The organism is Pseudomonas fluorescens group sp., from assembly GCF_020093335.1.
Classification (GTDB): Bacteria; Pseudomonadota; Gammaproteobacteria; order Pseudomonadales; family Pseudomonadaceae; genus Aquipseudomonas; species Aquipseudomonas petroselini.
The window spans coordinates 78,371-105,236 of record NZ_JAIOKW010000012.1 but is presented as its reverse complement, the minus strand read 5'-3'; the positions used below and the strand labels follow the sequence as shown (position 1 = coordinate 105,236).

24 protein-coding genes are annotated in these 26,866 nt (G+C 60.6%); 17 read left to right on the top strand and 7 right to left on the bottom strand.

Going from position 1 to position 26,866, the window contains the following annotated elements; translation table 11 throughout:
- Positions 1 to 91: 91 nt before the first annotated feature.
- Both pyrC and rnt read left to right on the top strand, forming a co-directional pair.
- A complete protein-coding gene (gene pyrC, locus K7431_RS15300) occupies positions 92 to 1,138 on the top strand; it encodes a dihydroorotase (protein WP_012722488.1) in 1,047 nt (348 codons plus the stop codon).
- Positions 1,135 to 1,806, top strand: coding sequence for a ribonuclease T (gene rnt, locus K7431_RS15295; protein WP_010564138.1), 672 nt, complete (start codon positions 1,135 to 1,137; stop codon positions 1,804 to 1,806). Before pyrC ends, rnt begins: the two co-directional genes overlap by 4 nt.
- A gap of 337 nt (positions 1,807 to 2,143) precedes the next feature.
- Here rnt and K7431_RS15290 read toward each other — a convergent pair whose 3' ends face one another.
- Positions 2,144 to 2,746: a peroxiredoxin gene (locus K7431_RS15290; protein WP_003172097.1), complete on the bottom strand. Its 603-nt coding sequence runs from the start codon at positions 2,744 to 2,746 to the stop codon at positions 2,144 to 2,146.
- A 243-nt stretch (positions 2,747 to 2,989) separates the two neighbouring features.
- Between K7431_RS15290 and K7431_RS15285 the strand changes: the two genes are divergently transcribed.
- Together K7431_RS15285 and bfr are read left to right on the top strand one after the other, a co-directional pair.
- Positions 2,990 to 3,208, top strand: a complete 219-nt coding sequence (locus tag K7431_RS15285; protein ID WP_010564137.1) for a bacterioferritin-associated ferredoxin — start codon at positions 2,990 to 2,992, stop codon at positions 3,206 to 3,208.
- A 201-nt stretch (positions 3,209 to 3,409) separates the two neighbouring features.
- Positions 3,410 to 3,880, top strand: a complete 471-nt coding sequence (bfr, locus tag K7431_RS15280; protein ID WP_012722487.1) for a bacterioferritin — start codon at positions 3,410 to 3,412, stop codon at positions 3,878 to 3,880.
- Positions 3,881 to 3,959: 79 nt separating this feature from the next.
- Here the strand turns inward: bfr and grxD are convergent, their stop codons facing one another.
- Positions 3,960 to 4,298, bottom strand: a complete 339-nt coding sequence (grxD, locus tag K7431_RS15275; protein WP_012722486.1) for a Grx4 family monothiol glutaredoxin — start codon at positions 4,296 to 4,298, stop codon at positions 3,960 to 3,962.
- Positions 4,299 to 4,375: 77 nt separating this feature from the next.
- Positions 4,376 to 6,484 carry a molybdopterin oxidoreductase family protein gene (locus K7431_RS15270; protein WP_012722485.1) on the bottom strand — a complete coding sequence of 703 codons (2,109 nt, stop codon included), beginning with the start codon at positions 6,482 to 6,484 and terminating at the stop codon, positions 4,376 to 4,378.
- Between the two features lie 433 nt (positions 6,485 to 6,917).
- Between K7431_RS15270 and argF the strand changes: the two genes are divergently transcribed.
- Both argF and K7431_RS15260 read left to right on the top strand, forming a co-directional pair.
- Positions 6,918 to 7,838 (top strand): ornithine carbamoyltransferase, encoded by a 921-nt coding sequence (argF, locus tag K7431_RS15265; RefSeq protein ID WP_012722484.1) that lies wholly within the window; start codon positions 6,918 to 6,920, stop codon positions 7,836 to 7,838.
- A complete protein-coding gene (locus K7431_RS15260) occupies positions 7,835 to 8,944 on the top strand; it encodes an ABC transporter ATP-binding protein (RefSeq protein WP_012722483.1) in 1,110 nt (369 codons plus the stop codon). The genes argF and K7431_RS15260 overlap by 4 nt, the downstream gene beginning before the upstream one ends.
- Before the next feature lie 135 nt (positions 8,945 to 9,079).
- Here the strand turns inward: K7431_RS15260 and ybaK are convergent, their stop codons facing one another.
- On the bottom strand, positions 9,080 to 9,550 hold the full coding sequence (gene ybaK, locus K7431_RS15255; protein WP_012722482.1) for a Cys-tRNA(Pro) deacylase: 471 nt from the start codon (positions 9,548 to 9,550) through the stop codon (positions 9,080 to 9,082).
- A gap of 328 nt (positions 9,551 to 9,878) precedes the next feature.
- Between ybaK and K7431_RS15250 the strand changes: the two genes are divergently transcribed.
- From K7431_RS15250 to K7431_RS15200, 11 genes are all read left to right on the top strand, one after another.
- Positions 9,879 to 10,736, top strand: a complete 858-nt coding sequence (locus K7431_RS15250; RefSeq protein WP_012722481.1) for an MIP/aquaporin family protein — start codon at positions 9,879 to 9,881, stop codon at positions 10,734 to 10,736.
- Between the two features lie 81 nt (positions 10,737 to 10,817).
- A complete protein-coding gene (gene glpK / locus K7431_RS15245) occupies positions 10,818 to 12,323 on the top strand; it encodes a glycerol kinase GlpK (RefSeq protein WP_012722480.1) in 1,506 nt (501 codons plus the stop codon).
- Positions 12,324 to 12,406: 83 nt separating this feature from the next.
- Complete coding sequence (locus tag K7431_RS15240; protein WP_012722479.1) at positions 12,407 to 13,162, top strand: DeoR/GlpR family transcriptional regulator; 756 nt, start codon at positions 12,407 to 12,409, stop codon at positions 13,160 to 13,162.
- Positions 13,163 to 13,466: 304 nt separating this feature from the next.
- The gene (gene glpD / locus K7431_RS15235) at positions 13,467 to 15,005 is read left to right on the top strand and encodes a glycerol-3-phosphate dehydrogenase (protein WP_012722478.1); all 1,539 of its coding nucleotides are present in this window, start codon (positions 13,467 to 13,469) and stop codon (positions 15,003 to 15,005) included.
- Between the two features lie 304 nt (positions 15,006 to 15,309).
- Positions 15,310 to 16,236, top strand: a complete 927-nt coding sequence (locus tag K7431_RS15230; protein WP_010212760.1) for a glutamate/aspartate ABC transporter substrate-binding protein — start codon at positions 15,310 to 15,312, stop codon at positions 16,234 to 16,236.
- Between the two features lie 195 nt (positions 16,237 to 16,431).
- Positions 16,432 to 17,178 carry an amino acid ABC transporter permease gene (locus tag K7431_RS15225; protein ID WP_012722477.1) on the top strand — a complete coding sequence of 249 codons (747 nt, stop codon included), beginning with the start codon at positions 16,432 to 16,434 and terminating at the stop codon, positions 17,176 to 17,178.
- A complete protein-coding gene (locus tag K7431_RS15220; protein WP_012722476.1) occupies positions 17,178 to 17,849 on the top strand; it encodes an amino acid ABC transporter permease in 672 nt (223 codons plus the stop codon). Before K7431_RS15225 ends, K7431_RS15220 begins: the two co-directional genes overlap by 1 nt.
- A complete protein-coding gene (locus K7431_RS15215) occupies positions 17,846 to 18,580 on the top strand; it encodes an amino acid ABC transporter ATP-binding protein (RefSeq protein ID WP_012722475.1) in 735 nt (244 codons plus the stop codon). Before K7431_RS15220 ends, K7431_RS15215 begins: the two co-directional genes overlap by 4 nt.
- A gap of 231 nt (positions 18,581 to 18,811) precedes the next feature.
- Entirely contained in the window at positions 18,812 to 20,713 is a 1,902-nt protein-coding gene (locus tag K7431_RS15210) for a sensor histidine kinase (RefSeq protein WP_043204857.1), read from the top strand.
- Entirely contained in the window at positions 20,710 to 22,059 is a 1,350-nt protein-coding gene (locus tag K7431_RS15205) for a sigma-54-dependent transcriptional regulator (RefSeq protein WP_012722473.1), read from the top strand. Before K7431_RS15210 ends, K7431_RS15205 begins: the two co-directional genes overlap by 4 nt.
- Positions 22,059 to 22,397, top strand: a complete 339-nt coding sequence (locus K7431_RS15200) for a GlpM family protein (protein WP_012722472.1) — start codon at positions 22,059 to 22,061, stop codon at positions 22,395 to 22,397. Before K7431_RS15205 ends, K7431_RS15200 begins: the two co-directional genes overlap by 1 nt.
- A gap of 130 nt (positions 22,398 to 22,527) precedes the next feature.
- Here the strand turns inward: K7431_RS15200 and K7431_RS15195 are convergent, their stop codons facing one another.
- The 3 genes from K7431_RS15195 to K7431_RS15185 are packed head-to-tail and all read right to left on the bottom strand — an operon-like array spanning position 22,528 to position 26,808.
- Entirely contained in the window at positions 22,528 to 23,925 is a 1,398-nt protein-coding gene (locus K7431_RS15195) for a sigma-54-dependent transcriptional regulator (protein ID WP_012722471.1), read from the bottom strand.
- Complete coding sequence (locus K7431_RS15190; RefSeq protein WP_012722470.1) at positions 23,915 to 25,684, bottom strand: sensor histidine kinase; 1,770 nt, start codon at positions 25,682 to 25,684, stop codon at positions 23,915 to 23,917. Before K7431_RS15190 ends, K7431_RS15195 begins: the two co-directional genes overlap by 11 nt.
- Entirely contained in the window at positions 25,684 to 26,808 is a 1,125-nt protein-coding gene (locus tag K7431_RS15185) for a GNAT family N-acetyltransferase (RefSeq protein ID WP_012722469.1), read from the bottom strand. The genes K7431_RS15190 and K7431_RS15185 overlap by 1 nt, the downstream gene beginning before the upstream one ends.
- Positions 26,809 to 26,866 lie beyond the last annotated feature (58 nt).

The following is a 26,866-nucleotide window of genomic DNA, read 5'->3' as shown; positions in this document are numbered from 1 at the left end:
ATCGGTTGCATCCTGCAAAACTTGATAGCGAGTGCCTGCAAGAGTCTTTTCCGGTAGCATTCCCACCAGATTGACCCGCCTGGAATCCCCAATGTCCGACCGCCTGACCCTGCTGCGTCCCGACGACTGGCATATTCATCTTCGCGATGGTGCTGCGTTACCCCACACCGTGGCCGATGTAGCGCGCACCTTTGGCCGCGCCATCATCATGCCTAACCTGGTACCTCCGGTGCGTAACGCCGAGCAAGCCGACGCCTATCGCCAGCGTATCCTCGCTGCGCGGCCGGCCGGCAGCCGCTTCGAACCGTTGATGGTGCTCTACCTCACCGACCGCACCCAGCCCGAAGAAATTCGTGAGGCCAAGGCCAGCGGTTTCGTGCACGCCGCCAAGCTGTACCCGGCCGGCGCGACCACCAACTCCGATTCCGGCGTGACCAGTATCGACAAGATCCTGCCGGCCATCGAAGCCATGGCGGAAGTCGGCATGCCGCTGCTGATCCACGGTGAAGTCACCCGTGGCGACGTGGACGTGTTCGATCGCGAGAAGATCTTCATCGACGAGCATATGCGCCGTGTGGTCGAGCTGTTCCCGACCCTCAAGGTCGTGTTCGAGCACATCACCACCGCCGATGCCGTGCAGTTCGTTACCGAGGCCTCGGCCAACGTCGGCGCGACGATCACCGCGCATCACCTGCTGTACAACCGCAACCACATGCTGGTGGGCGGGATTCGGCCGCACTTCTATTGCTTGCCGATCCTCAAGCGCAACACCCACCAGGTGGCCTTGCTGGATGCGGCGACCAGCGGCAATCCGAAGTTTTTCCTCGGCACCGACTCGGCACCCCACGCCCAGCACGCAAAAGAAGCCGCGTGCGGCTGTGCCGGTTGCTATACCGCGTTTGCCGCCATCGAGCTGTATGCCGAAGCATTCGAACAGCGCAACGCGCTGGACAAGCTCGAAGGCTTCGCCAGCATCAATGGCCCGCGCTTCTACGGCCTGCCGGCGAATACCGACCGCATCACCCTGGTCCGTGAAGACTGGACCGCCCCTGCCAGCCTGCCGTTTGGCGAGCTGACTGTTATCCCGCTGCGCGCCGGTGAAACACTGCGCTGGCGCCTGCTGGAGGAAAGCAAGTGAGTGAAGACCATTACGATGACGAACACGAGCACAGTGGTGGCGGTTCCCGTCACCCGATGGCCGAGCGGTTCCGCGGCTATCTGCCGGTTGTCATCGACGTAGAAACCGGTGGTTTCAACTGCGCCACCGACGCGCTGCTGGAAATCGCGGCGACCACCATCGGCATGGACGAACAGGGTTTTGTGTTCCCGGAACACACCCACTTCTTTAGGGTGGAGCCATTCGAAGGCGCCAACATCGAAGCCGCTGCCCTGGAGTTCACCGGGATCAAGCTCGATCACCCGCTGCGCATGGCGGTGAGTGAAGAAGCGGCACTGACCGATATCTTCCGTGGCGTGCGCAAGGCGTTGAAGGCCAATGGCTGCAAACGCGCGATTCTGGTCGGCCATAACAGCAGCTTCGACCTGGGCTTCCTGAATGCCGCCGTGGCGCGGCTGGACATGAAGCGTAACCCGTTTCACCCGTTCTCCAGCTTCGACACCGCGACCCTCGCTGGCCTGGCTTATGGCCAGACCGTACTGGCGAAGGCCTGCCAAGCGGCTGGAATCGACTTTGACGGTCGCGAGGCGCACTCGGCCCGCTACGACACCGAGAAGACTGCCGAGCTGTTCTGCGGCATCGTCAACCGTTGGAAGCAGATGGGCGGCTGGGAAGACTTCAACGACTAACAGCGCTTTTGTGGTGAGCGGACTCGCTATAGTGAGCGGGCTTACTGTGGTGAAAGGGCTTAGTGTGGTGAAGGGGCTTGTTGTGGTGAAAGGGCTTACTGTGGTGAGCGGGCTTGCCCCGCGCTGGGCTGCGCAGCAGCCCCAATCCAGGCAGCGCATTTATTCAGCTAGACCTCGCAGGCAGGTTTTAGGGCTGCTTCGCAACCCAGCGCGGGGCAAGCCCGCTCACCACACCAAGCCCGCTCACCACAAAAAGCACGCTTGCCCCAGGGGCTTTTCCTCCACATAAAAAAACCGGCCCTTTCACAGGCCGGTTTTTTTGTACCTCGACTCCGGCTTACAGCTTGCCAGCGTTCTCGGTCAGGTAAGCCGCAACACCTTCCGGCGAAGCGTTCATGCCTTTGTCGCCTTTTTTCCAGTTGGCAGGGCAGACTTCGCCGTGCTCTTCGTGGAATTGCAGGGCGTCGACCAGGCGGATCAGCTCTTCCATGTTACGACCCAGTGGCAGGTCGTTGATGATCTGGGAGCGAACCACGCCTTTGTCGTCGATCAGGAACGCGCCACGGAAAGCCACGCCGCCTTCGGATTCAACGTCGTAAGCCTTGGCGATGTCGTGCTTCATGTCGGCAGCCATGGTGTATTTGACTTTGCCGATGCCGCCATCATTGATGGCGGTGTTGCGCCAAGCGTTGTGAGTGAAATGGGAGTCGATGGAAACGGCGACCACTTCAACGTTGCGCGCCTTGAAATCGTCCATGCGGTGGTCCAGGGCGATCAGCTCGGACGGGCAGACGAAGGTGAAGTCCAGCGGGTAGAAGAACACCAGGCCGTATTTGCCTTTGATGGCTTCAGACAGTTTGAAACTGTCAACGATTTCGCCATTGCCGAGGACGGCGGGTACGTCGAAATCCGGGGCTTGTTTGCCGACGAGTACGCTCATTGGATATCTCCTGATGTGAGGGTGACGATTGAAGTAAAAGGACCGGCCCGAGTCTGCCGTGTTTAAGCGACAGCCCTGTGACGCAGTCACGCTTCGTGAAGACCGACCATCATACACTGAAAAAACCGTTCGTCAGTGAGGGCGCGGTGCCAGCCAATACCCTACGAATCTACTTTGACAATCATTCTCGTTAACATTAAGATCCATCGCACTTAAGCCTTAAACCCGCGATGGTTCTCCCTTATGTATGTGTGCCTCTGTACTGGCGTCACCGACGGACAAATCCGCGAAGCAATCTATGAAGGTTGCTGCAGCTACAAGGAAGTGCGTGAAACCACCGGCGTTGCCAGCCAATGTGGCAAATGTGCTTGCCTCGCCAAGCAAGTGGTACGGGAAACCCTGACGCAGCTGCAGACAGCCCAGGCCGCGCTCCCCTATTCAGCAGAATTTACACACGCCTGATTGGGCGTGTTTTAAAGAACCGGACTTAACGTCCGGTTTTTTTATGCCCGCAATTCAATTAGTTAGCGCCAAGACGCGGAACACAAACATTCTTATTCCGATTAATTTTCATTTATTATTCAATAACTTAGGTTTGACACTAAGGAATTCGCCGCTCAAACTCCGCCTTATACACAGCGATTACAGGGCAGGACCCCAGTCATGAAAGGCGACATCTCAGTCATCCAGCAACTCAACAAAATCCTTGCCAATGAACTGGTCGCGATCAATCAGTACTTCCTGCATGCGCGCATGTATGACGATTGGGGCCTGGAAAAGCTCGGCAAGCGTGAATACAAAGAATCCATCAAGGCCATGAAAGACGCCGACGCCCTGATCAAACGCATCCTGTTCCTGGAAGGCCTGCCGAACGTGCAGGACCTCGGCAAGCTGAACATCGGCGAGCACACCCAGGAAATGATCAGCAGCGACCTGGGTTTTGAGCGCAAGAGCCACAGCGACCTCAAGGCCGCCATTGCTCACTGCGAAACCAAAGGCGACTTCGGCAGCCGTGAGCTGCTGGAAGACATCCTGGAAGACCAGGAAGAACACATCGACTGGCTGGAAACCCAACTGGGCCTGATTGACAAAGTCAGCCTGGAAAACTACCTGCAATCGCAGATGGGCGAATAAGCCCCAGCACGCAGGTACAAAAAAGCCCCGCTCTCTTAGAGACGCGGGGCTTTTTATTGCACGGTTTTTTACAGAAGCATCAAGCGTTAGTCTTGGCTGCGGCGTTTGCCGCTGCTTCTTTGACCAGCGTTTGCAGCGAACCATCAGCGGCCATCTCAACGATGATGTCGCTACCGCCGACCAGCTCACCGGCTACCCACAGCTGTGGGAACGTAGGCCAGTTGGCGTACTTCGGCAGGTTGGCGCGGATTTCAGGGTTTTGCAGGATATCCACGTAAGCGAATTTCTCGCCACACGCCATGATGGCCTGGGACGCCTTCGCGGAGAAACCGCACTGAGGAGCGTTGGGCGCGCCCTTCATGTAAAGCAGAATGGTGTTGTTGGCAATCTGCTCTTTGATCGTTTCGATGATATCCATGGAACACCTCGGCTGGAACTTTGCGACTCACAGGTCGGCACGGTGGCGCATTGTAACGCAAAATTCCCGCGCGGTGCTCAGGCGGCTGCTACCTGCACGGGAACGCCGTTCAACGCAGCATTGCCCGATAACTCATCCAGCTGCCGCTCGTCGGTCAAGTCATTGGCACTCGCGCCTGGTTGTTCGCTGGCGATCGTCATCTGGACACCTGGGCGTCCATGCCCCCAACCGTGGGGCAGGCTGACCACGCCGGGCATCATGTCCAGGCTGGCCAGCACTTCCACTTCGATCATGCCGATGCGCGAGCTGACGCGCACACGCTGGCCATCGCTCAGTTGCCGACGGGCCAGGTCATCCGGATGCATCAACAATTGATGGCGCGGCTTGCCCTTCACGAGCCGGTGATAGTTATGCATCCAGGAATTATTGCTGCGCACATGGCGGCGGCCAATCAGCAGCAGTTCGTCGGCCACAGGCACCGGCTGCGCCGCAAACCGCGCCAGGTCGGCGAGGATCACCGCCGGCGCCGCTTGCACCTTGCCATCGGCGGTCTTCAAACGAGCGGCAAGGTTGGGCTGGAGCGGCCCGAGGTCCACGCCGTGGGGATGATCTGCCAGCATTGCCACGGACAGCTTATGGCTGGACGCGTCACCGTACACCCCGGCACGCAAGCCAAAGTCGATCATCTGTGCAGGCGGCAGGGTGGGTTTGAGCGCAACCCCCGTCTGCGCCGCGAACGCCTTGGCCAGGCCGACAAAAATCTCCCAGTCATGCAGCGCGCCTTCCGGCTTGGGCAAAATCGCGCGATTGAATCGCGTGACATTACGCACCGCGAACATATTGAACGTGGTGTCGTAGTGATCGTTTTCGAGCGCCGACGTGGACGGCAGGATCAGGTCGGCATAGCGCGTGGTTTCGTTGATATAAAGGTCGATGCTGACCATGAACTCCAGACCATCCAGCGCCTGTTCCAGCTGGCGGCCGTTAGGCGTCGACAACACCGGATTACCGGCCACCGTCACCAATGCCCGGATTTGCCCTTCACCTTCGGTGAGCATTTCCTCAGCCAAGGCCGACACCGGCAGCTCCCCGCCGTACTCCGGGCGCCCGGAAACCCGGCTCTGCCAACGATTGAAATGCCCGCCGCCGGTCGCTGCCACCAAATCCACCGCCGGCGTGGTGCACAGCGCGCCACCGACACGGTCCAGATTGCCAGTCACCAGGTTGATCAATTGCACCAGCCAATGGCACAGCGTGCCGAACGCCTGGGTCGACACTCCCATGCGCCCGTAGCACACCGCCTTGTCGGCGGCGGCAAAGTCCCGCGCCAGTTGGCGGATCTGTTCGGCAGGCACCGCACACTGGCGACTCATGGCCTCAGCGCTGAACCCTGCAATGGCGCGGCGTACATCCTCCAGGCCTTCAATGGGGAGATGGCTGTCGCGGGTCAGGTTTTCGCTGAACAAGGTGTTGAGCACCCCAAACAACAACGCCGCATCACCGCCTGGCCGCACGAACAGATGCTGATCGGCAATGGCTGCCGTCTCACTGCGCCGGGGGTCGACCACCACCACTTTGCCGCCGCGTGCCTGAATCGCCTTGAGGCGCTTTTCCACATCCGGCACGGTCATGATGCTGCCGTTGGACGCCAGCGGGTTGCCCCCCAGGATCAGCATGAAGTCGGTGTGGTCGATGTCGGGGATTGGCAGCAACAGGCCATGGCCGTACATGAGGTAGCTGGTGAGGTGATGGGGTAACTGGTCCACCGAGGTCGCCGAAAACCGATTGCGCGTCTTCAACTGCCCCAGAAAATAGTTGCTGTGGGTCATCAGCCCATAGTTATGCACGCTGGGATTGCCCTGATACACCGCCACCGCATTCTGCCCATGCCGCGCCTGAATCCCCGCCAGCCGTTCGGCGATGAGGGCAAAGGCCTCGTCCCAGGCAATCGGCTGCCATTCGTTGCCCACCCGCCGCATGGGCTGGTGCAGGCGGTCGGGATCATTCTGGATGTCTTGCAGCGCGACGGCCTTGGGACAGATATGCCCACGGCTGAAACTGTCCTGGCCGTCGCCCTTGATCGAAGTGATCGCCAGGCTGCCGTCCTCGGCTTGGGTGGTTTCCAGCGTCAGGCCACAGATGGCTTCACACAGATGGCAGGCACGGTGGTGGAGAGTCTTGGTCATGGCCAGTCTCTTATCAGGGCTTTGGCCTAACTATGGCCCGCGGACGGCCAAGGCACCACCAACGTCAGTGCCGTGAATCGACAAGCATCAGGCCAGGCCATGGCTAAGCATGAGCAAATGTTTCAGAAACCTCGCAGGCGCGCGCTGAAACCGACGCAGCCTGGCCTGCAGCCGCCTCCGCACATTGCAAAAGGTTGCGACGCCAGTGTACAAATGAACCGCTGCTGTCTGGAATTCGTCTTCAAAAGCGCCTCGGCGCCCTGCTTGAACGCCCTTAAAAACCGTAGCCCTATTGGTAAGACGCGACATTTAATTATAAGATCGCGCCTTCCCCTATTTCGTCGCCCCGTGCGGCTTTCGCCGCAGGTCTCGCCCGTTGTCACAATAAACAAGGCTTTGAGTATCTGCGGTCTGTTGCAAAAGGTAGTTAATGATGAGCGCAAGGCACTTTCTCTCCCTGATGGATTGCACGCCCGAAGAGCTGGTCAGCGTGATCCGTCGAGGCATTGAGCTTAAAGACCTGCGTAACCGCGGCGTACTGTTCGAGCCTTTGAAAAACCGCGTGCTCGGGATGATTTTCGAGAAGTCGTCGACCCGCACCCGCGTGTCCTTCGAAGCTGGCATGATCCAACTGGGTGGCCAAGCCATCTTTTTGTCATCGCGTGATACCCAACTGGGCCGTGGCGAGCCTATCGCCGATAGCGCCAGGGTCATGTCACGCATGCTGGATGCGGTGATGATCCGTACCTTTGCCCACAGCACCGTGACCGAATTTGCCGCTCATTCGCGCGTTCCCGTCATCAACGGCCTGTCCGACGACCTGCACCCGTGCCAGTTGCTGGCCGACATGCAAACCTTCCTTGAGCACCGTGGCTCGATCCAGGGCAAGACCGTCGCCTGGATCGGTGATGGCAACAACATGTGCAACAGCTATATAGAAGCGGCGATCCAGTTCGACTTCCACCTGCGCGTCGCCTGCCCCGAAGGTTTTGAGCCCAGCGCCGAATTCCTCGCCAAGGCAGACGGTCGCGTACAACTGCTGCGCGATCCTAAGGACGCCGTTGTCGGCGCGCACCTGGTCAGCACCGACGTCTGGACCTCCATGGGCCAGGAAGACGAAACCGCCAAGCGCCTGGCCTTGTTTGCCCCGTACCAGGTCACCCGCGAACTGCTCGACCTGGCCGCGCCGGACGTACTGTTCATGCACTGCCTGCCCGCCCACCGTGGCGAGGAAATCAGCCTCGACCTGCTCGACGACCCACGTTCGGTCGCCTGGGACCAGGCTGAAAACCGCCTGCATGCGCAAAAGGCGTTGCTCGAATTTCTCGTCCCGCCGTCTTACCACCACGCATGAGCCATGAATTACTGCTGAACCTGCGCAATCTGGCATGCGGCTATCAAGATCAACGGGTGGTGCAGAACCTCAACCTGCACCTCAATGCGGGTGATATCGGTTGCCTGCTGGGCTCCTCGGGCTGCGGCAAAACCACCACCCTGCGCGCGATTGCCGGCTTTGAACCGGTGCACGAGGGCGAAATCAGCCTGGCCGGTGAAGTCATCTCGAGTGCCGGGTTCACCCTGGCACCGGAGAAACGTCGTATTGGCATGGTGTTTCAGGACTACGCGCTGTTTCCTCACCTCAGCGTCGCTGACAACATTGCCTTCGGCATTCGCAAACACCCGCGAAAAGACCGCGTGGTCGCTGAATTGCTCGAACTGGTAAACCTGAAGAACCTGGGCAAGCGTTTCCCCCATGAGCTTTCTGGTGGTCAGCAACAACGTGTAGCCCTCGCCCGCGCCCTGGCGCCGGAGCCCGCATTGCTGCTATTGGATGAACCCTTCTCCAACCTGGATGGTGAGCTGCGGCGCAAGCTCAGCCACGAGGTGCGCGACATCCTCAAAGCGCGCGGCACCAGTGCGATCCTGGTCACCCATGACCAGGAAGAAGCCTTTGCCGTCAGCGACCAGGTGGGTGTGTTCAAGGAAGGCCGGCTTGAGCAGTGGGACACGCCCTACAACCTGTATCACGAGCCGCAGACACCCTACGTCGCGAGTTTTATCGGCCAGGGTTACTTCATTCGTGGCCAATTGAGCTCGCCGGAATCGGTCAGCACCGAACTGGGTGAGCTGCGCGGCAACCGTGCCTACACCTGGCCTACCGGCGGCGCGGTGGACGTACTACTGCGCCCGGATGACATCGTCTACGCACCCGACAGCGCCTTGAAAGCACGGATCGTCGGCAAGACCTTCCTCGGCGCTTCGACGTTGTACCGCCTGCAACTGCCGACGGGCGCACAGCTGGAATCGATTTTCCCCAGCCATGCAGACCATCAGGTGGGCGCGGATGTGGGGATTCGGGTGGCGGCCGAACACTTGGTGTTGTTCCAGGCGTCCGGCAGCACGGCGGCGCAGATTCCTCAGAGCGAGTCCGGCGTGCGGCGCCACAGCGCCGCTCACTGACGAAACCAGGTCAATAATGTGAGAGGGGCTTGCTGCCTATAGCGGTGTATCAGTCACAGATAAGCTGACTGATAGACTGCCATCGGGAGCAAGCCCCATCCCACATTGGACCTCGGTAGCCTTCGAAGGCGGGTCTCAGGCGCGACCAATCGGCGCGAACTTGGCCTGGGTATGCTCCGCCAGCACCACCGCCGGCAATTCAACCTCCAAGCCCCTCCTCCCCGCGCTCACAAAAATCGTTGCGAACGGCTGCGCCGTCACATCAATAAACGTGCGCAAACGCTTCTTCTGCCCCAGCGGGCTGATGCCACCTAACAGATAGCCGGTGGAACGCTGCGCCGCTGCCGGGTCAGCCATTTCAACTTTCTTGACGCCTGCCGCGTGAGCCAGGGCTTTTAAATCCAGACTTCCGACGACCGGCACCACCGCCACCAACAATTCGCCCTTCTCGCTGCTGGCCAGCAAGGTCTTGAACACCTGCGCCGGGTCGAGGCCCAATTTTTCCGCGGCCTCCAGCCCATACGAAGCAGCCTTGGGATCATGTTCGTAACTGTGGATTCGATGTTCGGCGCGAACTTTTTTCAACAAATCCAATGCGGGGGTCATGACGTCTCCGGAGCGAGGCAAACAGATGGCCAATTCTAGGCCAAGCCCGCACAAAACGCTCTAGTCCGCCCACTCTTAAGGTGCACGTGCCATGTGACAAGTGTGATCATTCACCAGACCAATAGTTTGAAAGTGACCGACAGTTCACTTTCGACCTTTGACAGCCGTCATTCTTGTCTATATTTTTTCGTTTCCGAATACTGTAGGAATACACCTGCAGCATTCACGCAGTGAGCCGTGGCCGGGATGGGGATCCTTGCCAGGGTGAAAATCGCGCAACCGCCCGTTGAGGTCGTGCGCCAGACAAGAACAACAAATGAGGTTTTCCATGACAACTGCTCTTCAACAGCCTTCACTTTCGAGCCAATGCATGGCCGAATTCCTGGGGACTGCGCTTCTGATCTTCTTCGGTACAGGATGTGTCGCTGCGCTCAAGGTCGCGGGTGCCAGCTTTGGCTTGTGGGAGATCAGTATCATCTGGGGGGTCGGCGTCAGCATGGCGATCTACCTGAGCGCCGGTATTTCCGGAGCCCACCTCAACCCGGCTGTCAGCATCGCGTTGTGTATTTTCGCCGACTTCGAAAAACGCAAACTGCCCTTCTATATCCTCGCCCAGATCGCCGGCGCCTTCTGCTCGGCGGCCTTGGTGTACACGCTCTACAGCAATCTGTTTTTCGATTACGAACAAACTCACCACATGGTGCGCGGCTCCCAAGCCAGCCTGGAGTTGGCGTCGGTGTTCTCCACCTACCCCCATGCGCTGCTGAGCACTGCCCAGGCGTTCCTGGTGGAAATGGTCATCACCGCCATCCTGATGGGCGTAATCATGGCCCTTACCGATGACAACAACGGTCTGCCACGCGGCCCATTGGCCCCGCTGCTGATCGGCCTGTTGATTGCCGTGATCGGCAGCGCCATGGGCCCGCTGACGGGCTTTGCGATGAACCCGGCGCGGGATTTCGGGCCCAAGCTGATGACCTTTTTCGCGGGCTGGGGTGAAATGGCCTTTACTGGCGGTCGTGACATTCCTTACTTCCTGGTACCGATTTTTGCACCGATCGTCGGCGCATGCCTCGGCGCCGCAGCGTATCGCGGGCTGATTGCCCGTCACCTGCCGAGCGCCGCACCTGCTATAGCTGAAGAAACACCTGACACGGCTGTCAACGGCAAGACGCGTATTTCCTGATACCGCCGGCCGGGCCCGCACTGCCCCTTTGCGGACCCGGCTGATTCCTTACTTCCTTATTTTCCGTCTAAGGCAATCGACATGACCGACATTCAGAATAAGAACTACATCATTGCCCTTGATCAGGGCACCACCAGTTCGCGCGCGATCATCTTCGATCGCGACGCCAACGTGGTCTGCACCGCCCAGCGTGAATTCACTCAGCATTACCCGCAAGCGGGCTGGGTCGAGCATGACCCGATGGAAATCTTCGCGACCCAGAGCGCAGTGATGGTCGAAGCGCTGGCGCAGGCCGGCCTGCACCATGACCAGGTCGCCGCCATCGGCATCACCAACCAGCGTGAAACCACCGTAGTGTGGGACAAAGTCACCGGCCGCCCGATCTACAACGCGATCGTCTGGCAATGCCGCCGCAGCACTGAGATCTGCCAGCAGCTCAAACGCGACGGCCACGAGCAATACATCAATGACACCACCGGCCTGGTCACCGACCCGTACTTCTCCGGCACCAAGCTCAAGTGGATCCTCGACAACGTCGAAGGCAGCCGCGAGCGTGCGCGTAACGGTGAACTGCTGTTCGGCACCATCGACAGCTGGCTGATCTGGAAATTTACCGGCGGCAAGACCCACGTCACCGACTACACCAACGCCTCGCGCACCATGCTCTTCAACATCCACACGCTGGAGTGGGATGCGAAGATGCTGGAGATCCTCGACGTACCGCGCGAAATGCTGCCGGAAGTGAAGTCGTCCTCGGAAATCTACGGACGTACCAAAAGCGGCATCGCCATCGGCGGCATCGCGGGTGACCAACAGGCTGCGCTGTTCGGCCAGATGTGCGTCGAAGCCGGCCAAGCCAAGAACACCTACGGCACCGGTTGCTTCCTGCTGATGAACACCGGCGACAAAGCGGTGAAATCCAACCACGGCATGCTCACCACCATCGCCTGCGGCCCGCGTGGCGAAGTGGCGTACGCCCTGGAAGGCGCGGTATTCAACGGCGGCTCCACCGTACAGTGGTTGCGTGACGAGCTGAAGATCATCGCCGATGCCACCGACACCGAATACTTCGCCGGCAAGGTCAAGGACAGCAACGGCGTGTATCTGGTCCCGGCCTTCACCGGCCTGGGCGCTCCGTACTGGGACCCCTACGCCCGTGGCGCGTTGTTCGGCCTGACCCGTGGCGTACGCGTGGATCACATCATTCGTGCCGCCCTGGAGTCGATTGCCTACCAGACCCGCGATGTACTGGACGCCATGCAGCAGGATTCGGGCGAACGCCTCAAGGCCCTGCGCGTGGACGGTGGCGCGGTGGCCAACAACTTCCTCATGCAGTTCCAGGCCGACATCCTCGGCACCCAGGTCGAGCGCCCGCAAATGCGCGAAACCACCGCATTGGGCGCGGCCTACCTGGCCGGCTTGGCGTGCGGCTTCTGGCGCAGCCTGGATGAGTTGCGCGGCAAGGCGGTGATCGAGCGCGAGTTCGAACCGCAGCTGGACGAGGGCGCCAAGGAGAAGCTCTACGCCGGCTGGCAAAAAGCGGTCAGCCGCACCCGTGACTGGGAGCCGCACGAAGGCGCTGAATAAGCCAACGTCAGGTTGTAACTGGCAGGGAGCGGATTCCTGCGTCATCATGGGCCACTTTTGTATGGCAGCCCAAAGGACGCCCCATGAATCTGCCTCCCCGCCAACAACAAATCCTCGAGCTGGTCCGCGAACGCGGCTACGTCAGTATCGAGGAAATGGCGCAGCTGTTCGTTGTCACCCCGCAAACCATCCGCCGCGATATCAACCAGCTGGCGGACGCCAATCTGCTGCGCCGCTACCACGGCGGCGCGGCCTATGACTCCAGTGTCGAAAACACCGCGTACGCCATGCGTGCCGACCAGATGCGCGACGAGAAACAGCGCATCGGCGAAGCCATCGCCGCGCAAATCCCTGATCACGCCTCGCTGTTCATCAATATCGGCACCACCACCGAATCCATCGCGCGTGCGTTGCTCAACCACAACCACCTGAAAATCATCACCAACAACCTCAACGTCGCCACCATGCTCAGCGCAAAAGACGACTTCGATGTGCTGTTGACCGGCGGCAATGTGCGCCGTGATGGCGGTGTGGTGGGCCAGGCGAGTGTCGACTTCATCAACCAGTTCAAGGTCGACTTTGCCTTGGTGGGCATCAGCGGTATCGATGAAGACGGTAGCCTGTTGGATTTCGACTACCAGGAAGTGCGGGTTTCCCAGGCGATTATCGCCAATGCCCGTCAGGTGATCCTGGCGGCGGACTCGAGCAAATTCGGGCGCAACGCCATGATTCGCCTGGGGCCGATCAGTTTGGTGGATTGTCTGGTGACCGATCAACAGCCGGTGCCAGCGCTGGTGCACTTGTTGAATGAGCATAAGGTCAGATTGGAAGTAGTGTGACCTGTAGTGAGCGGGCTTGCCCCGCGCTGGGTGGCGAAGCCGCCCCAATAAGGCCACCGCAGTGCATCTGAGCGACGGCGACGCCTGGGTTTAGGGCGGCTTCGCCACCCAACGCGGGGCAAGCCCGCTCACTACAAAAGTAGCTCCACCCCCCATTGATGTTCACAAATTTTCCTTTTCCCGCCCTTCGATGAGTTTTTTCAATCGAACTTGGGTGGCTGTGCGCGCGTTTATCAGCTACCATTTTCGCAAATGAACATTAATGTTCGAATTCCAATACGAAAAAAAATCGCGAGGCCAGCCGATGAACCCTTCTACCTTGCCTGCTCAACCGCTTGCCGAAGTCTATGACGTTGCCGTAATCGGTGGCGGGATCAACGGCGTCGGCATTGCAGCAGACGCAGCCGGTCGCGGTTTGTCGGTATTCCTTTGCGAAAAGGACGACCTGGCCAGCCACACCTCTTCCGCCAGCAGCAAGCTGATCCACGGCGGCCTGCGCTACCTCGAACATTACGAATTCCGCCTGGTGCGCGAAGCCCTGGCCGAACGCGAAGTGCTGTTGGCCAAAGCACCGCACATCGTCAAGCAGATGCGCTTTGTGTTGCCACACCGCCCGCACCTGCGCCCGGCGTGGATGATCCGCGCCGGCCTGTTCCTTTACGACCACCTGGGCAAGCGCGAGAAACTGGCCGGTTCGAAAAGCCTCAAGTTCGGCCCTGACAGCCCGCTCAAAAGCGAAATCACCAAAGGCTTCGAATATTCCGACTGCTGGGTCGATGACGCCCGCCTGGTGGTGCTGAATGCCATGGCCGCCCGCGAAAAAGGCGCGCACATCCATACCCAGACCCGCTGCGTGAGCGCACACCGCAGCAAGGGCCTGTGGGAAATGAACATGGAACGCGCCGACGGCAGCCTGTTCTCGATCCGCGCCCGCGCGCTGGTAAACGCCGCCGGCCCGTGGGTCGCCAAGTTCATCAAGGACGACCTGAAGCTGGACTCACCGTACGGCATCCGCCTGATCCAAGGCAGCCACCTGATCGTGCCGAAACTGTACGAAGGCGCCCACGCGCATATCCTGCAGAACGAAGACCAGCGCATCGTCTTCACCATTCCGTACCTGAATCACCTGACTATCATCGGTACCACCGACCGTGAATACACCGGCGACCCGGCAAAAGTGGCGATTACCGAAGGTGAAACCGACTACATGCTCAAGGTGGTCAACGCTCACTTCAAGAAACAACTGAGCCGCGACGACATCGTCCACACCTACTCCGGCGTGCGCCCGCTGTGCAACGACGAGTCGGACAACCCGTCGGCTATTACGCGCGACTACACCCTGGCGCTGTCCGGCGGCACGGGCGACGCACCGATCCTGTCGGTGTTTGGCGGCAAGTTGACCACTTATCGCAAGCTGGCTGAGTCGGCGATGGCGCAATTGGCCCCGTACTTCACTCAGATGCGTCCAAGCTGGACCGCCAAGGCCAGCCTGCCCGGTGGCGAAGACATGACCACGCCCGAAGCCCTGGCCGAAGCCATTCGCGACAAATTTGACTGGGTACCGAGCGAGATTGCCCGTCGCTGGTCCACCACCTACGGCAGCCGCACCTGGCGCCTGCTGGAAGGCGTGCAATCGCTGGCCGACCTGGGCGACCACTTGGGTGGCGGCCTGTACACCCGTGAGGTCGATTACCTCTGCGCCGAAGAATGGGTTACCCACCCTCAGGACGTACTGTGGCGCCGTACCAAGCTCGGCCTGTTCACCACCCCGCAAGAGCAGGACAACGTGCAGCGCTACCTGTCCAAAGTTGAGCAGAACCGCAGCAAGATTGAAGCTGCCTGACAGCTCACGCCCACAAAAGCCCCTGCGCCGTAAGGTCCAGGGGCTTTTTTTGGCATTCGGTTTTCCGAACACCGCGCCTCGGCGTATTCGGTTTGCCGGACCCAAGGATTAAAAATTACCTGTCATACAAAGTTAATCCTCTTAAAAATCAACCAATTAACCTTTTAATCCTGGCCTGGCACGACTCATGCTCTACACTCTTGGACGATTGCCTGAGACGCCTCAGGAGCCGTCACGGGCATTCGCTGTACAAGAGAGCCGTTTAGCCGGCTTCATAAAAAAAACAAATGTCGAGGAAGTATTGATGCGCATCGTTCCCCATATTCTGGGCGCAGCTATCGCTGCCGCTCTGATCAGCACTCCAGTGTTTGCCGCTGAACTCACCGGCACGCTGAAGAAGATCAACGACTCCGGCACCATCACTCTCGCTCACCGCGACAGCTCCATTCCGTTTTCCTACATCGCGGATGGTTCGGGCAAACCCGTGGGCTACTCCCACGACATTCAGTTGGCCGTCGTCGAGCAACTGAAAAAAGACCTGAACAAGCCCGACCTGAAGGCCAAGTACAACCTGGTCACTTCGCAAACCCGTATTCCGCTGATCCAGAACGGCACTGCGGACCTCGAGTGCGGCTCCACCACCAACAACGCCGAACGCGCCCAGCAAGTTGATTTCACCGTCAACATCTTCGAAATCGGCACCCGTCTGCTGGTCAAGAAAGACAAGGACGGCAAGCCGAGCTACGCCGACTTCGCTGACCTGAAAGGCAAAAACGTCGTGACCACCGCCGGTACCACGTCCGAGCGCATCATCAAAGCGATGAACGCCGACAAGCAGATGGGCATGAACGTCATCTCCGCCAAAGACCACGGCGAATCCTTCCAGATGCTGGAAAGCGGCCGCGCCGTTGCCTTCATGATGGACGACGCCCTGCTGGCCGGTGAAGAAGCCAAGGCCAAGAAGCCGGACGACTGGGTCATCACCGGTACTCCGCAGTCCTTCGAAGCCTACGCGTGCATGGTGCGTAAAGACGACCCGGCCTTCAAGAAAGCGGTCGATGACGCCATCGTTGCCCTGTACAAATCCGGCGAAATCAACAAGATCTACAGCAAGTGGTTCGAGAGCCCAATCCCACCAAAAGGCCTGAACCTGAACTTCCCGATGAGCGACAAGGTTAAGGAGCTGATCGCTAACCCAAGCGACAAGCCGGCTCCTGACGTAAAAATCTGATACCTGACTAAGCTTATCTCCTGAGGGAGCCAACCCTCCCTCAGGCGTCTGTTACTACCTGCTGGCTTTATTTTTGGAACACTCGACCTGGCGGTTTTCGAGCCGATCGCGTGTGCCTGGCGTTCATCGTCGGGCGGGAATGGATTTTCCCCAAGCGGGTGCTTGTACATCGATCGATCTCGAGGGGAGACCCTAATGAATTACAACTGGGACTGGGGCGTGTTCTTCAAGTCCACCGGCGTGGGCAGCGAGACTTATCTCGACTGGTACATCGCCGGCTTGGGCTGGACCATCGCCATCGCCGTCGTGGCATGGATTATCGCCTTGCTGCTGGGCTCCATTCTGGGGGTCATGCGCACGGTGCCAAACCGCCTCGTATCGGGCATCGCGACCTGCTACGTGGAACTGTTTCGTAACGTGCCGCTGCTGGTTCAGCTGTTCATCTGGTACTTCCTGGTACCCGACATGCTGCCGCAGAACCTGCAGGACTGGTACAAACAAGACCTCAACCCGACCACCTCGGCCTACCTGAGCGTTGTCGTGTGCCTGGGCCTGTTCACCGCCGCCCGTGTGTGTGAACAAGTGCGTACCGGCATCCAGGCGCTGCCACGTGGCCAGGAATCCGCCGCGCGCGCCATGGGCTTCAAGCTGCCGCAGATCTACTGGAACGTGCTGCTGCCCCAGGCCTACCGCATCATCATTCCGCCGCTTACCTCGGAATTCCTCAACGTCTTCAAGAACTCCTCCGTGGCGTCCTTGATCGGCCTGATGGAACTGCTGGCGCAAACCAAACAGACCGCCGAGTTCTCGGCCAACCTGTTTGAAGCCTTCACCCTGGCTACGCTGATCTACTTCACCCTGAACATGAGCCTGATGCTGCTGATGCGCATGGTCGAGAAGAAAGTCGCCGTGCCCGGCCTGATCTCCGTGGGGGGTAAATAATGGAATTCGATTTCAGCGGCATCATCCCCGCCATCCCGGGCCTGTGGAACGGCATGGTCATGACCTTGCAGTTGATGGTCATGGGCGTGGTCGGCGGTATCGCGCTGGGTACGATCCTGGCGCTGATGCGCCTGTCTTCCAGCAAACTGCTGTCGCGGGTGGCCGGCGCTTATGTGAACTACTTCCGCTCGATCCCGCTGCTGTTGGTGATCACCTGGTTCTACCTGGCGGTGCCGTTCGTACTGCGCTGGATCACCGGCGAAGACACCCCGATCGGTGCGTTCACCTCCTGCGTCGTGGCCTTCATGATGTTCGAAGCCGCGTACTTCTGCGAAATCGTGCGGGCCGGCGTGCAGTCGATCCCCAAGGGCCAGATGGCGGCGGCACAGGCGATGGGCATGACCTATGGCCAGACCATGCGCCTGATCATCCTGCCCCAGGCGTTCCGCAAGATGACCCCGTTGCTGCTGCAACAGAGCATCATCCTGTTCCAGGACACCTCGCTGGTCTACACCGTGGGCCTGGTGGACTTCCTCAACTCCGCCCGTTCCAACGGCGACATCATCGGCCGCTCCAATGAGTTCCTGATCTTCGCCGGTGTCGTCTACTTCATCATCAGCTTTTCCGCCTCGCTGCTGGTCAAGCGTCTGCAAAAAAGGTTTGCCGTATGATCTCTATCAAGAACATCAACAAGTGGTATGGCGACTTCCAGGTGCTGACCGATTGCAGCACCGAGGTTAAAAAAGGCGAAGTGATCGTGGTGTGCGGGCCGTCTGGCTCGGGTAAATCCACCCTGATCAAGTGCGTCAACGCGCTGGAACCGTTCCAAAAGGGCGACGTGGTCGTCGACGGCACCTCGATTGCCGACCCGAAGACCAACCTGCCGCAGTTGCGTTCGCGCGTGGGCATGGTGTTCCAGCACTTCGAACTGTTCCCGCACCTGACCATCACCGAGAACCTGACCATCGCGCAGATCAAGGTGCTTGGCCGCAGCAAGGAAGAAGCCACCAAGAAGGGCCTGCAACTGCTGGAGCGCGTCGGCCTGTCGGCACATGCCCACAAACACCCGGGCCAGCTCTCCGGCGGCCAGCAACAACGTGTGGCGATTGCTCGCGCCCTGGCCATGGACCCGATCGTCATGCTGTTCGACGAACCGACCTCGGCCCTCGACCCGGAAATGGTCAACGAAGTGCTCGACGTGATGGTGCAACTGGCCCACGAAGGCATGACCATGATGTGCGTGACCCACGAAATGGGCTTCGCCCGCAAAGTGGCCGACCGCGTGATCTTCATGGACGCCGGCAAGATCATCGAAGACTGCCCGAAGGAAGAATTCTTCGGCGACATCAGCGCCCGCTCCGAACGCGCGCAGCACTTCCTTGAGAAAATCCTGCAGCACTAAGTGCGGTGAATACAGGCAGTGCTGAGAGGCTTGTCTGTGGCGAGGGAGCTTGCTCCCGCTGGGACGCGAAGCGGCCCCAAAACAGGCGACTGATTTTTCCATTGAAGAATTGCGCTCGTCAGTTTTCAGGGCTGCTACGCAGCCCAGCGGGAGCAAGCTCCCTCGCCACAATCAGCCTTCCCAACCAAAGATCCCTGTATTCACATTGGTAGCTGACCCAAGGCATCTGTGATGAAATGCGACCCCAACCAATTTCGCGCCGCACCGCCATCACTTGCCGTGAAACCACGTCTGATCCGCCAACTGTTCCTGCCGCCGTTGATCGTCGCCCTGATGATTGGCCTGGGTTATATCGGCTTCTGGATCAGCGAGTACTACGGCATCCGCACCCTCAGCGACACCGGCGAACGCCAGCTGGAGCTGCATGCCCGTACCGTCGAAAGCGAACTGAGCAAATACACCTACCTGCCCAGCTTGCTGGAGCTGGAGTCCAGCGTCTCCACGCTGCTGGCCGACCCGAACCAGGAAACCCGCAAGACCGTCAACGATTACCTCGAAGGCCTGAACCGACGCAGTCGCAGTCGGGCCATCTACGTGATGGACACCACCGGCCGCGTGCTGGCCACCAGCAACTGGCGCGATGCCGACAGTTACCAAGGTGAAGACCTGTCCTTCCGTGCCTATTTCCAGAACGCCGTGCGTGGCCAGCCCGGCCGTTTCTATGGCATCGGCAGTACCAACGGCGAACCCGGTTATTACCTGGCCCACGGCCTGGAAGAGCACGGCAAGATCATCGGCGTCGCCGTGGTCAAGGTGCGCCTCGAAGCCCTGGAAGAACGCTGGCAACGCGCACGCCTCGAAGCGTTTGTGAGCGACGAGAACGGCATCATCATCCTCTCCAGCGACCCGGCCCGCCGCCTCAAGGCCGTACGCCCGCTGAGCGATGACACCAAGGAACGCCTGGCCCACAGCCTGCAATATTACTGGGCAACCTTGAACGAGCTGGAACCCCTGGCCCGCGAGCGCCTCAACGAAGTCAGCGAGAAACTGACCTTCCCGGCCAACAGCGAAGTGGTCAATGACGAGCATGAAGTCAGCTACCTGGCGCAAACCCGACCGCTCAACGACACGCCGTGGAATTTCACCCTGCTCACCCCGCTCAACGACCTGCGCCGCGCCGCGATCAATCAGGGCATCCTGGTAGCCGTCGCGTTTGGCCTGGTGGCGTTTTTGCTGATTGCCTGGAACGAGCGGCGTAAAGTCATCGCCACGCGCCTCGCCGCGCGCGAAGCCCTGCAGGAAGCCAACAGCCAGCTGGAACGACGGATTGCCGAACGCACCGCCGACTTGCGCGCCAGCAACGAACGGCTCAAGGGTCAGATCCGCGAACGGCGCCAGGCCGAGGAAACCCTGCGTCGCGCCCAGGATGAGCTGGTGCAGGCCGGCAAGCTGGCGGCTATCGGCCAGATGTCGACCAGTATTGCCCATGAACTGAACCAGCCCCTGGCCGCGTTGCGTACCTTGTCCGGCAACACCGTGCGTTTCCTTGAGCGCGGCGCCCTGGACACCGCCAGCGCCAACCTGAAGACCATCAACGAACTGATCGACCGCATGGGCCGCATCACCGCCAGCCTGCGCTCCTTTGCCCGACGCGGTGACGATCAAGGCGAAGCGAGCCTGGCCAAGGCGGTGGACGCCGCGTTCCAGGTACTCGGCGCACGCCTGGACAACCTGCCGCTGACCCTGCATCGCGACTTTTCCAATGCCCAACTGCAAATCGACCAGACGCGCCTGGAGCAGATCCTGGTCAACCTGATCGGCAACGCCCTCGACGCCATGCAAGCCCAACCAGCCCCGGAACTGTGGCTGGAAGGCAGCACCGTCGATGGCAAATACCGCCTGCAAGTGCGCGACAATGGCCATGGCATCGACCCCGAGGCCCGCAAGCATTTGTTCGAACCGTTCTTCACCACCAAACCCGGCGAGCAGGGCCTGGGCCTGGGCCTGACCCTGTCCGCCAGCCTCGCGGCGGCCACCGGCGGCAACCTTGCCGTGGAACACCCGGCCAGTGGTGGAACGGCCTTTGTCTTGTGCCTGCCGTTGGCGGGCGCTCAAAAAGCTGAGTCGACATGAATACAGACGCTACAGCCCTGAAAGACGACCTCACCGTGTTGATCGTCGAAGACGACCCCCATGTGCTGCTCGGCTGCCAGCAAGCCCTGGCCCTGGAAGATATTCCCAGCGTCGGCGTGGGCAGTGCCGAAGAGGCGTTGAAACGCATCGGCGAGAACTTCGCCGGCATTGTGATCAGCGATATCCGCCTGCCGGGCATCGACGGCCTGGAGTTGCTCACACGCCTCAAGGCCCTGGATAAAAGCCTGCCGGTGGTGCTGATCACCGGGCATGGCGACATCTCCATGGCGGTCGGCGCGATGCGCAACGGCGCGTATGACTTCATGGAAAAGCCCTTCTCCCCCGAACGCCTGGTCGACGTCGCCCGTCGTGCCTTGGAGCAGCGCGGGCTGGCGCGGGAAGTCTGGTCGCTGCGCCGCCAGTTGGCCGAGCGTGATTCGCTGGAAGGCCGCATCATTGGCCGCTCGCCGGCCATGCAGAACCTGCGCGAGCTGATCGCCAACGTCGCCGACACCTCGGCCAACGTGCTGATCGAAGGCGAGACCGGAACGGGCAAGGAACTGGTCGCGCGCTGCCTGCATGATTTCAGTCGGCGTCACTCGCACCAGTTCGTCGCCCTGAACTGCGGCGGGCTGCCGGAGAACCTCTTCGAAAGCGAGATTTTCGGCCACGAAGCCAACGCCTTTACCGGCGCGGGCAAGCGCCGTATCGGCAAGATCGAACACGCCCACGAAGGCACGCTGTTCCTCGACGAAGTGGAGAGCATGCCGATCAACCTGCAGATCAAGTTGCTGCGGGTGTTGCAGGAACGCACCCTGGAACGCCTGGGTTCGAACCAGAGCGTGGCAGTGGATTGCCGGGTGATCGCCGCCACCAAGTCCGACCTCGATGAACTGAGCCGCGCCAGCCAGTTCCGCAGCGACCTGTACTACCGTCTCAACGTGGTGACCCTGGAACTGCCGCCCCTGCGTGAGCGCCGCGAAGACATCCTGCAACTGTTCGAACACTTCCTGCAGCAGTCGTCCCTGCGTTTCGACCGCACCGCGCCTGAACTGGACAACCAGACCCTGTCCAGCCTGATGAGCCACGACTGGCCCGGCAACGTGCGCGAACTGCGCAACGTCGCCGAACGCTTCGCCCTCGGTCTGCCCGCCTTCAAGAAAAGCGGCGCCAGCAGCGGCAGCCAAGGCCTGGCGTTTACCGAAGCGGTGGAAGCCTTCGAGCGCAACCTGCTCAACGATGCCCTGCAACGCAGCGGCGGCAACCTGACCCAGGCCAGCCAGGAACTGGGGATGGCCAAGACCACGCTGTTCGACAAGGTCAAGAAATACGGACTGAGCCACTGATGGACCTGGTATTGAAGGCCGCCCTGGGCGCGGCAGTGGTGTTGATCCTGGCCGCGCTGGCCAAAACCAAGAACTATTACATCGCAGGCTTGGTGCCGCTGTTCCCGACCTTTGCGCTGATCGCCCACTACATCGTCGGCAAGGGCCGTTCGGTGGACGACTTGAAGACCACGATCCTGTTTGGGATGTGGTCGATCATTCCGTACTTTGTGTACCTGGCGACGTTGTATGTGATGGTGGATCGGATGCGGTTGGAAGCGTCACTCGCCGTTGCGGCTGTCGCTTGGTTGATGGCCGCAACCGTCCTGGTCAGCATCTGGGTACGCGTCCACACCTGACACAACTCGATCAAACTGTGGGAGCTGGCTTGCCTGCGATAGCGGTGTATCAGTCAACTCATCTGGCCCAGACATACCGCAATCGCAGGCAAGCCAGCTCCCACATTTGAATTGAGGTGTGTCAGATAGGTCAGCGGACTATTTTGTCCACTTGAATCCCCAGCTTCTTCAGGCGATACCAAAAGCTTCGCTCGGATATCCCGATCTTCGCCGCCGCCGCAGCCTGCACGCCGTTGCTCTCCTGCAACGCCGCCAGGATATAGGCCTTCTCCACCTCCGCCAGCGCCGCGTCCAAATCCTGGGGAATGCCCGGACCGTCGCTGAGGATCGCCGTCACGCCGCCCTCACTCGGCCTGGATGCAAACAGGTAACCCGGCAAGTCGATGTCCTCAATCACCGGCTTTGCGGCCACGATGGTCGCGCGCTCCACGCAATTCTGCAGCTCACGGATATTGCCCGGCCAGTGATACGCGGCCATGGCCTGCAGGGCCTCCGGGCTGAAACCGGTGATACGTTTGCCGGCGGTGGCACTCAGGGTCTGGGCGAAGTGGCGGGCCAGTGGCGCGATGTCTTCCACGCGCTCGCGCAAGGCCGGCAGCGGGATCGGGAACACGTTGAGGCGGTAATACAGATCTTCGCGAAACTCTTTGTTGGCCACCGCCTCGAGCAAATTCTTATTGGTGGCGGCGATGACCCGCACGTCCACCTTGCGCTCGCGGGGATCGCCCACCGGTTCGATCACCCGCTCCTGCAACGCACGCAGGATCTTGGCCTGCAGCGCCAGGGGCATGTCGCCCACTTCGTCGAGAAACAGCGTGCCCTTGTCGGCCTGCTGGAAGCGCCCTACCCGGTCGGCCACGGCGCCGGTGAACGCGCCTTTACGATGGCCGAACATTTCGCTTTCCAGCAGCCCTTCCGGGATGGCCGCGCAGTTGACCGCCACGAACGGTTTATCGGCACGGCTGCCGTGCTTGTGGATCGCGCGGGCGACCATTTCCTTGCCGGTGCCGCTTTCGCCGGTCAGCAGGATCGTGGCGCTGCTGTCGCGCACCGAGTCCACCGCTTGCAGCACTTTGCGAAACGCCGGGCTGTCGCCCACCAGGCTGTCGAACTGTGCGTGCTCGTCCAGCTCGGCACGCAGGCGCGCGTTGTCGCGCATGATGTCGCGAAACTGCAGGGCCTTGGCCACAGTGATGTCCAGCTCGTCGATGTCGAACGGCTTGGCGATGTAGTCGTAGGCGCCGTTGCGCATCGACTGCACGGCGTTTTTCACCGTGCTGTAGGCGGTCATCACGATCACCGGCACATGCGGGTAACGCACCTTGATCTCGGCCAGCAGCGCGGGCCCGTCCATGCCCGGCATGCGCCAGTCGCTGATCACCAGGTCGATGTCTTCCTGCTCCAGCACTTTGAGCGCGTGCAGGCCGTTGCCGGCGATAAACACCTGCACGTTGTTCTGGCCCAGGGCCGACGCCAGCAGGTCGCAGAGCTTGGGTTCGTCGTCGACTACCAGAATGTTATGCGTCATGACTGTCCTCGTCGTCTTCGCCCATCGCCGGAATGTACAGGCTGAAGGTGGCGCCGGCATCTTTCTCGCTGGCACATTCGATGCTGCCGTCGTGACTTTCCATGATCGAATAGACTTTGGCCAGGCCCAGGCCGGTGCCGGACGCCTTGGTGGTGACGAATGGCGTGAAGATACGCTCGATCATGTCTGCCGGAATGCCCTGGCCGGTGTCGGCGATGCTGATCACGGTAGTGTCGTCCAGCGTGCGAATGCCCAGGGTCAGGCGCCCGCCTTCGGGCATCGCGTCGATGGCGTTGATAATCAGGTTGAGGCACGCCTGCTTGAGTTGCTTGGCATCCGCGTAGATCGTCGCCCCCGGCGCCTGGTCATCGATGTGCGCGTCGATGTTATGGGTGGCCAGTTCCGGGGCGCAGAAGCCGAGGATTTCTTCCACCAAGGGTCGCGCAGGCTGCAACACGCGTAGCGGTGGGTTGGGCTTGGCGAAGTCGAGGAATTCGGTGATCAGGTCGTTGATGCGGCTGACTTCACTGATCACGTATTCCAGGTGGCGCTTGTCGGTGTCCGCCAGATCCGCGCGGCGGTGCAGCAGCTGCGTTGCGGTCTTGATGATGCCCAGCGGGTTGCGGATCTCGTGGGCCAGGCCCATGGCGACCTCGCCCAAGGCGTGCAGGCGATCACGCCGACGCAACTGCGCTTCGAGGTGATGCAACTCGCCCAGGCGCTCGGTCATGTGGTTGAAAGTGCTGCTCAGCTGCGCCAGCTCGTCGCCGCCGCTCACCACCACGCGGTGCGCGTAATCGCCGGAGATCACTGCGCTCACGCCTTGGGACAGGTCCCGCAGCGGCTTGGTCAGGCGCCGCGACACCAACACCCCCGCTGCCAGCGACAGTGCCGAACTGAGCAGGAAGATCAACACGAACAGATTGCTCTGGTTCACCAGCCCGACCAGGCTGGTGTGGCGCAGCAGGCCGCTGAAAATCACGCCCTGCAAGTCGCCGGCGTCGTTGAAGATCGGCCAGTACAACCCGCTGTAGTTATTGGTGAACTGCTCGCTGGGCTGCTTGGTGCTGCGCATCGCGGTTTCGACGTTCTTGGGAATGCGCGAAGGATGGTCCTCGAAGCGCTGGGTCGAAAAGATCTCGGAGAACCCGTCGGGGTTGGCCAGGTATAGGCGCAGGTCGAGGGAATGCACATCGGCCACGCTGGTGAGGAAACTGCTGTCCAGGTAGGTCCCGACCAGCAGCAAATAGTCGACGCCGTCCTGGGTGGTCTCGAAGGTCGAGACCACTATGCCGGTGGATACGCCCCCCACCTGCACCGTCTGCAACACCGTGTTGTTGGCCAGGCTGATCTGCTTGACGATGTCATCGGCGGCGGTGCTGAACACCAGCTTGTGGTCACTGACGCGGATCAGCGCCACCACGTCGATATCGGTGGCGTCGGCAATGTCGGCGGTCAGCCGGTCGTGCTTGGCGGCTTGCCGGCTCGACGGCGGGCTGGTGTAACGCAGGAACAATTTGGCCATGCGCGCGTTGTCGTGAAGGATGTCGCCGATCTCGTCCTTGACGATCTTGGTCGACTCCTGCAGCCAGATGCGCACGTTGCTGTCGAAGATCTGCGACAACGTGGTCGCCGCCAATTCGGCCGCGATCATGGTGGGAATCACGCTGACCAACCAGAAGGCCAGCACCAGCTTGCGCTGGACGCTCCAACGCGAAATGGCAAAGGGGCGGGCTTTCTGGCGGGTCTTGGTGATCATCAGGTTTCGCTTATCGCAGCAGCCATGGCAGGGTCGGAACGATCCGGTCGAATAAACAGTTTTACAAGCTTGAGCAGGCCGTTGACCAGCCGGTTGCGGTGGCGGAAAAACACGCTGTTGCCCTGGAACTCGCAGCCCAGGCGCAGCTTACTGGCATACCCGGCCTGTCCGCACTCATACAACGCAATATTGTGTTGAATACAGTAGTCGACGTTGGTCAGCCAGCTGCGGAAGTACAGGTTGTAGTCGCGGGTGAACGCGACGTCATGCCCGAAAAATTTGTCCACCAGCCGGTGTTCGTCCACCAGGATCAGGTTGAACGCGACCAATTGCTCGTCCACCCAGTAAAGAACACAGACCGCGCGCTCATCCAGCCGTTCGAGCACCCCAGTGAAGTAGCTGGCGGGCAGTCGCTCGAACTGCAATTCGGCACGCGTCAGCGTGGCCTCGTACAAGCGCATCACGTCGGGCAGCACGTCGTCGATAGTGCGCCGCCACTCCACCCGCGGCCCTGGTGCGCGCAGTTTGCGGCGCAGGTCCTTGCGCGTGGACTTGCCCAGCGAGCCCAGGTAGGCGTCCACCGACCCATAGGGCAGCGGCAACACGCCCGTGGGCAAGCTCGGCATGCTTTGGAAGCCCGCCGCCCGGCAACTCTCAAGCCAGTGCGGGTCTTTGCTCGGCGCGTCCTTGACCGCCACCAGGCCGATACCAAAGTCATCGGCATCCCGGCGTGCAGCTTGCAGCAGGTGCTGGAGCAACAGCGCACGACTCGCCTGCGGCACGCCACTGGCGAAACCAGCGTCGCAGCGTTCGGCCACCGGCGAACCCAGGGCATACAGCCCCAGTTGCAACAGCCCCGGCCACAGTCGCTCCACACGCTCGGTCAAGCGCTTGCCGGTGCCCGACACCGTGGTGTCGAGGCGATAATGAGTGATGAACGCGGCGGCCACGGCCACCAGCGTTCCATCCTGGTAAACCGCCAGGTAGCGCCACTGGAAATCATCGATAGCGGCGTTTTCCACGGCGACGTAATAGTCCCAGTCCTCCAGGGCACCGGGGAAACAGTCGTTCCAGGCACTGCGCTGGATGGCCCGGATGGTTGGGAAGGCTTGGGCGGTAATCACAGGGTTTCCTTGGTTATGGCCTGTCGTGGATACGTTTGTCGTGGCCTGCGGGCTTTCT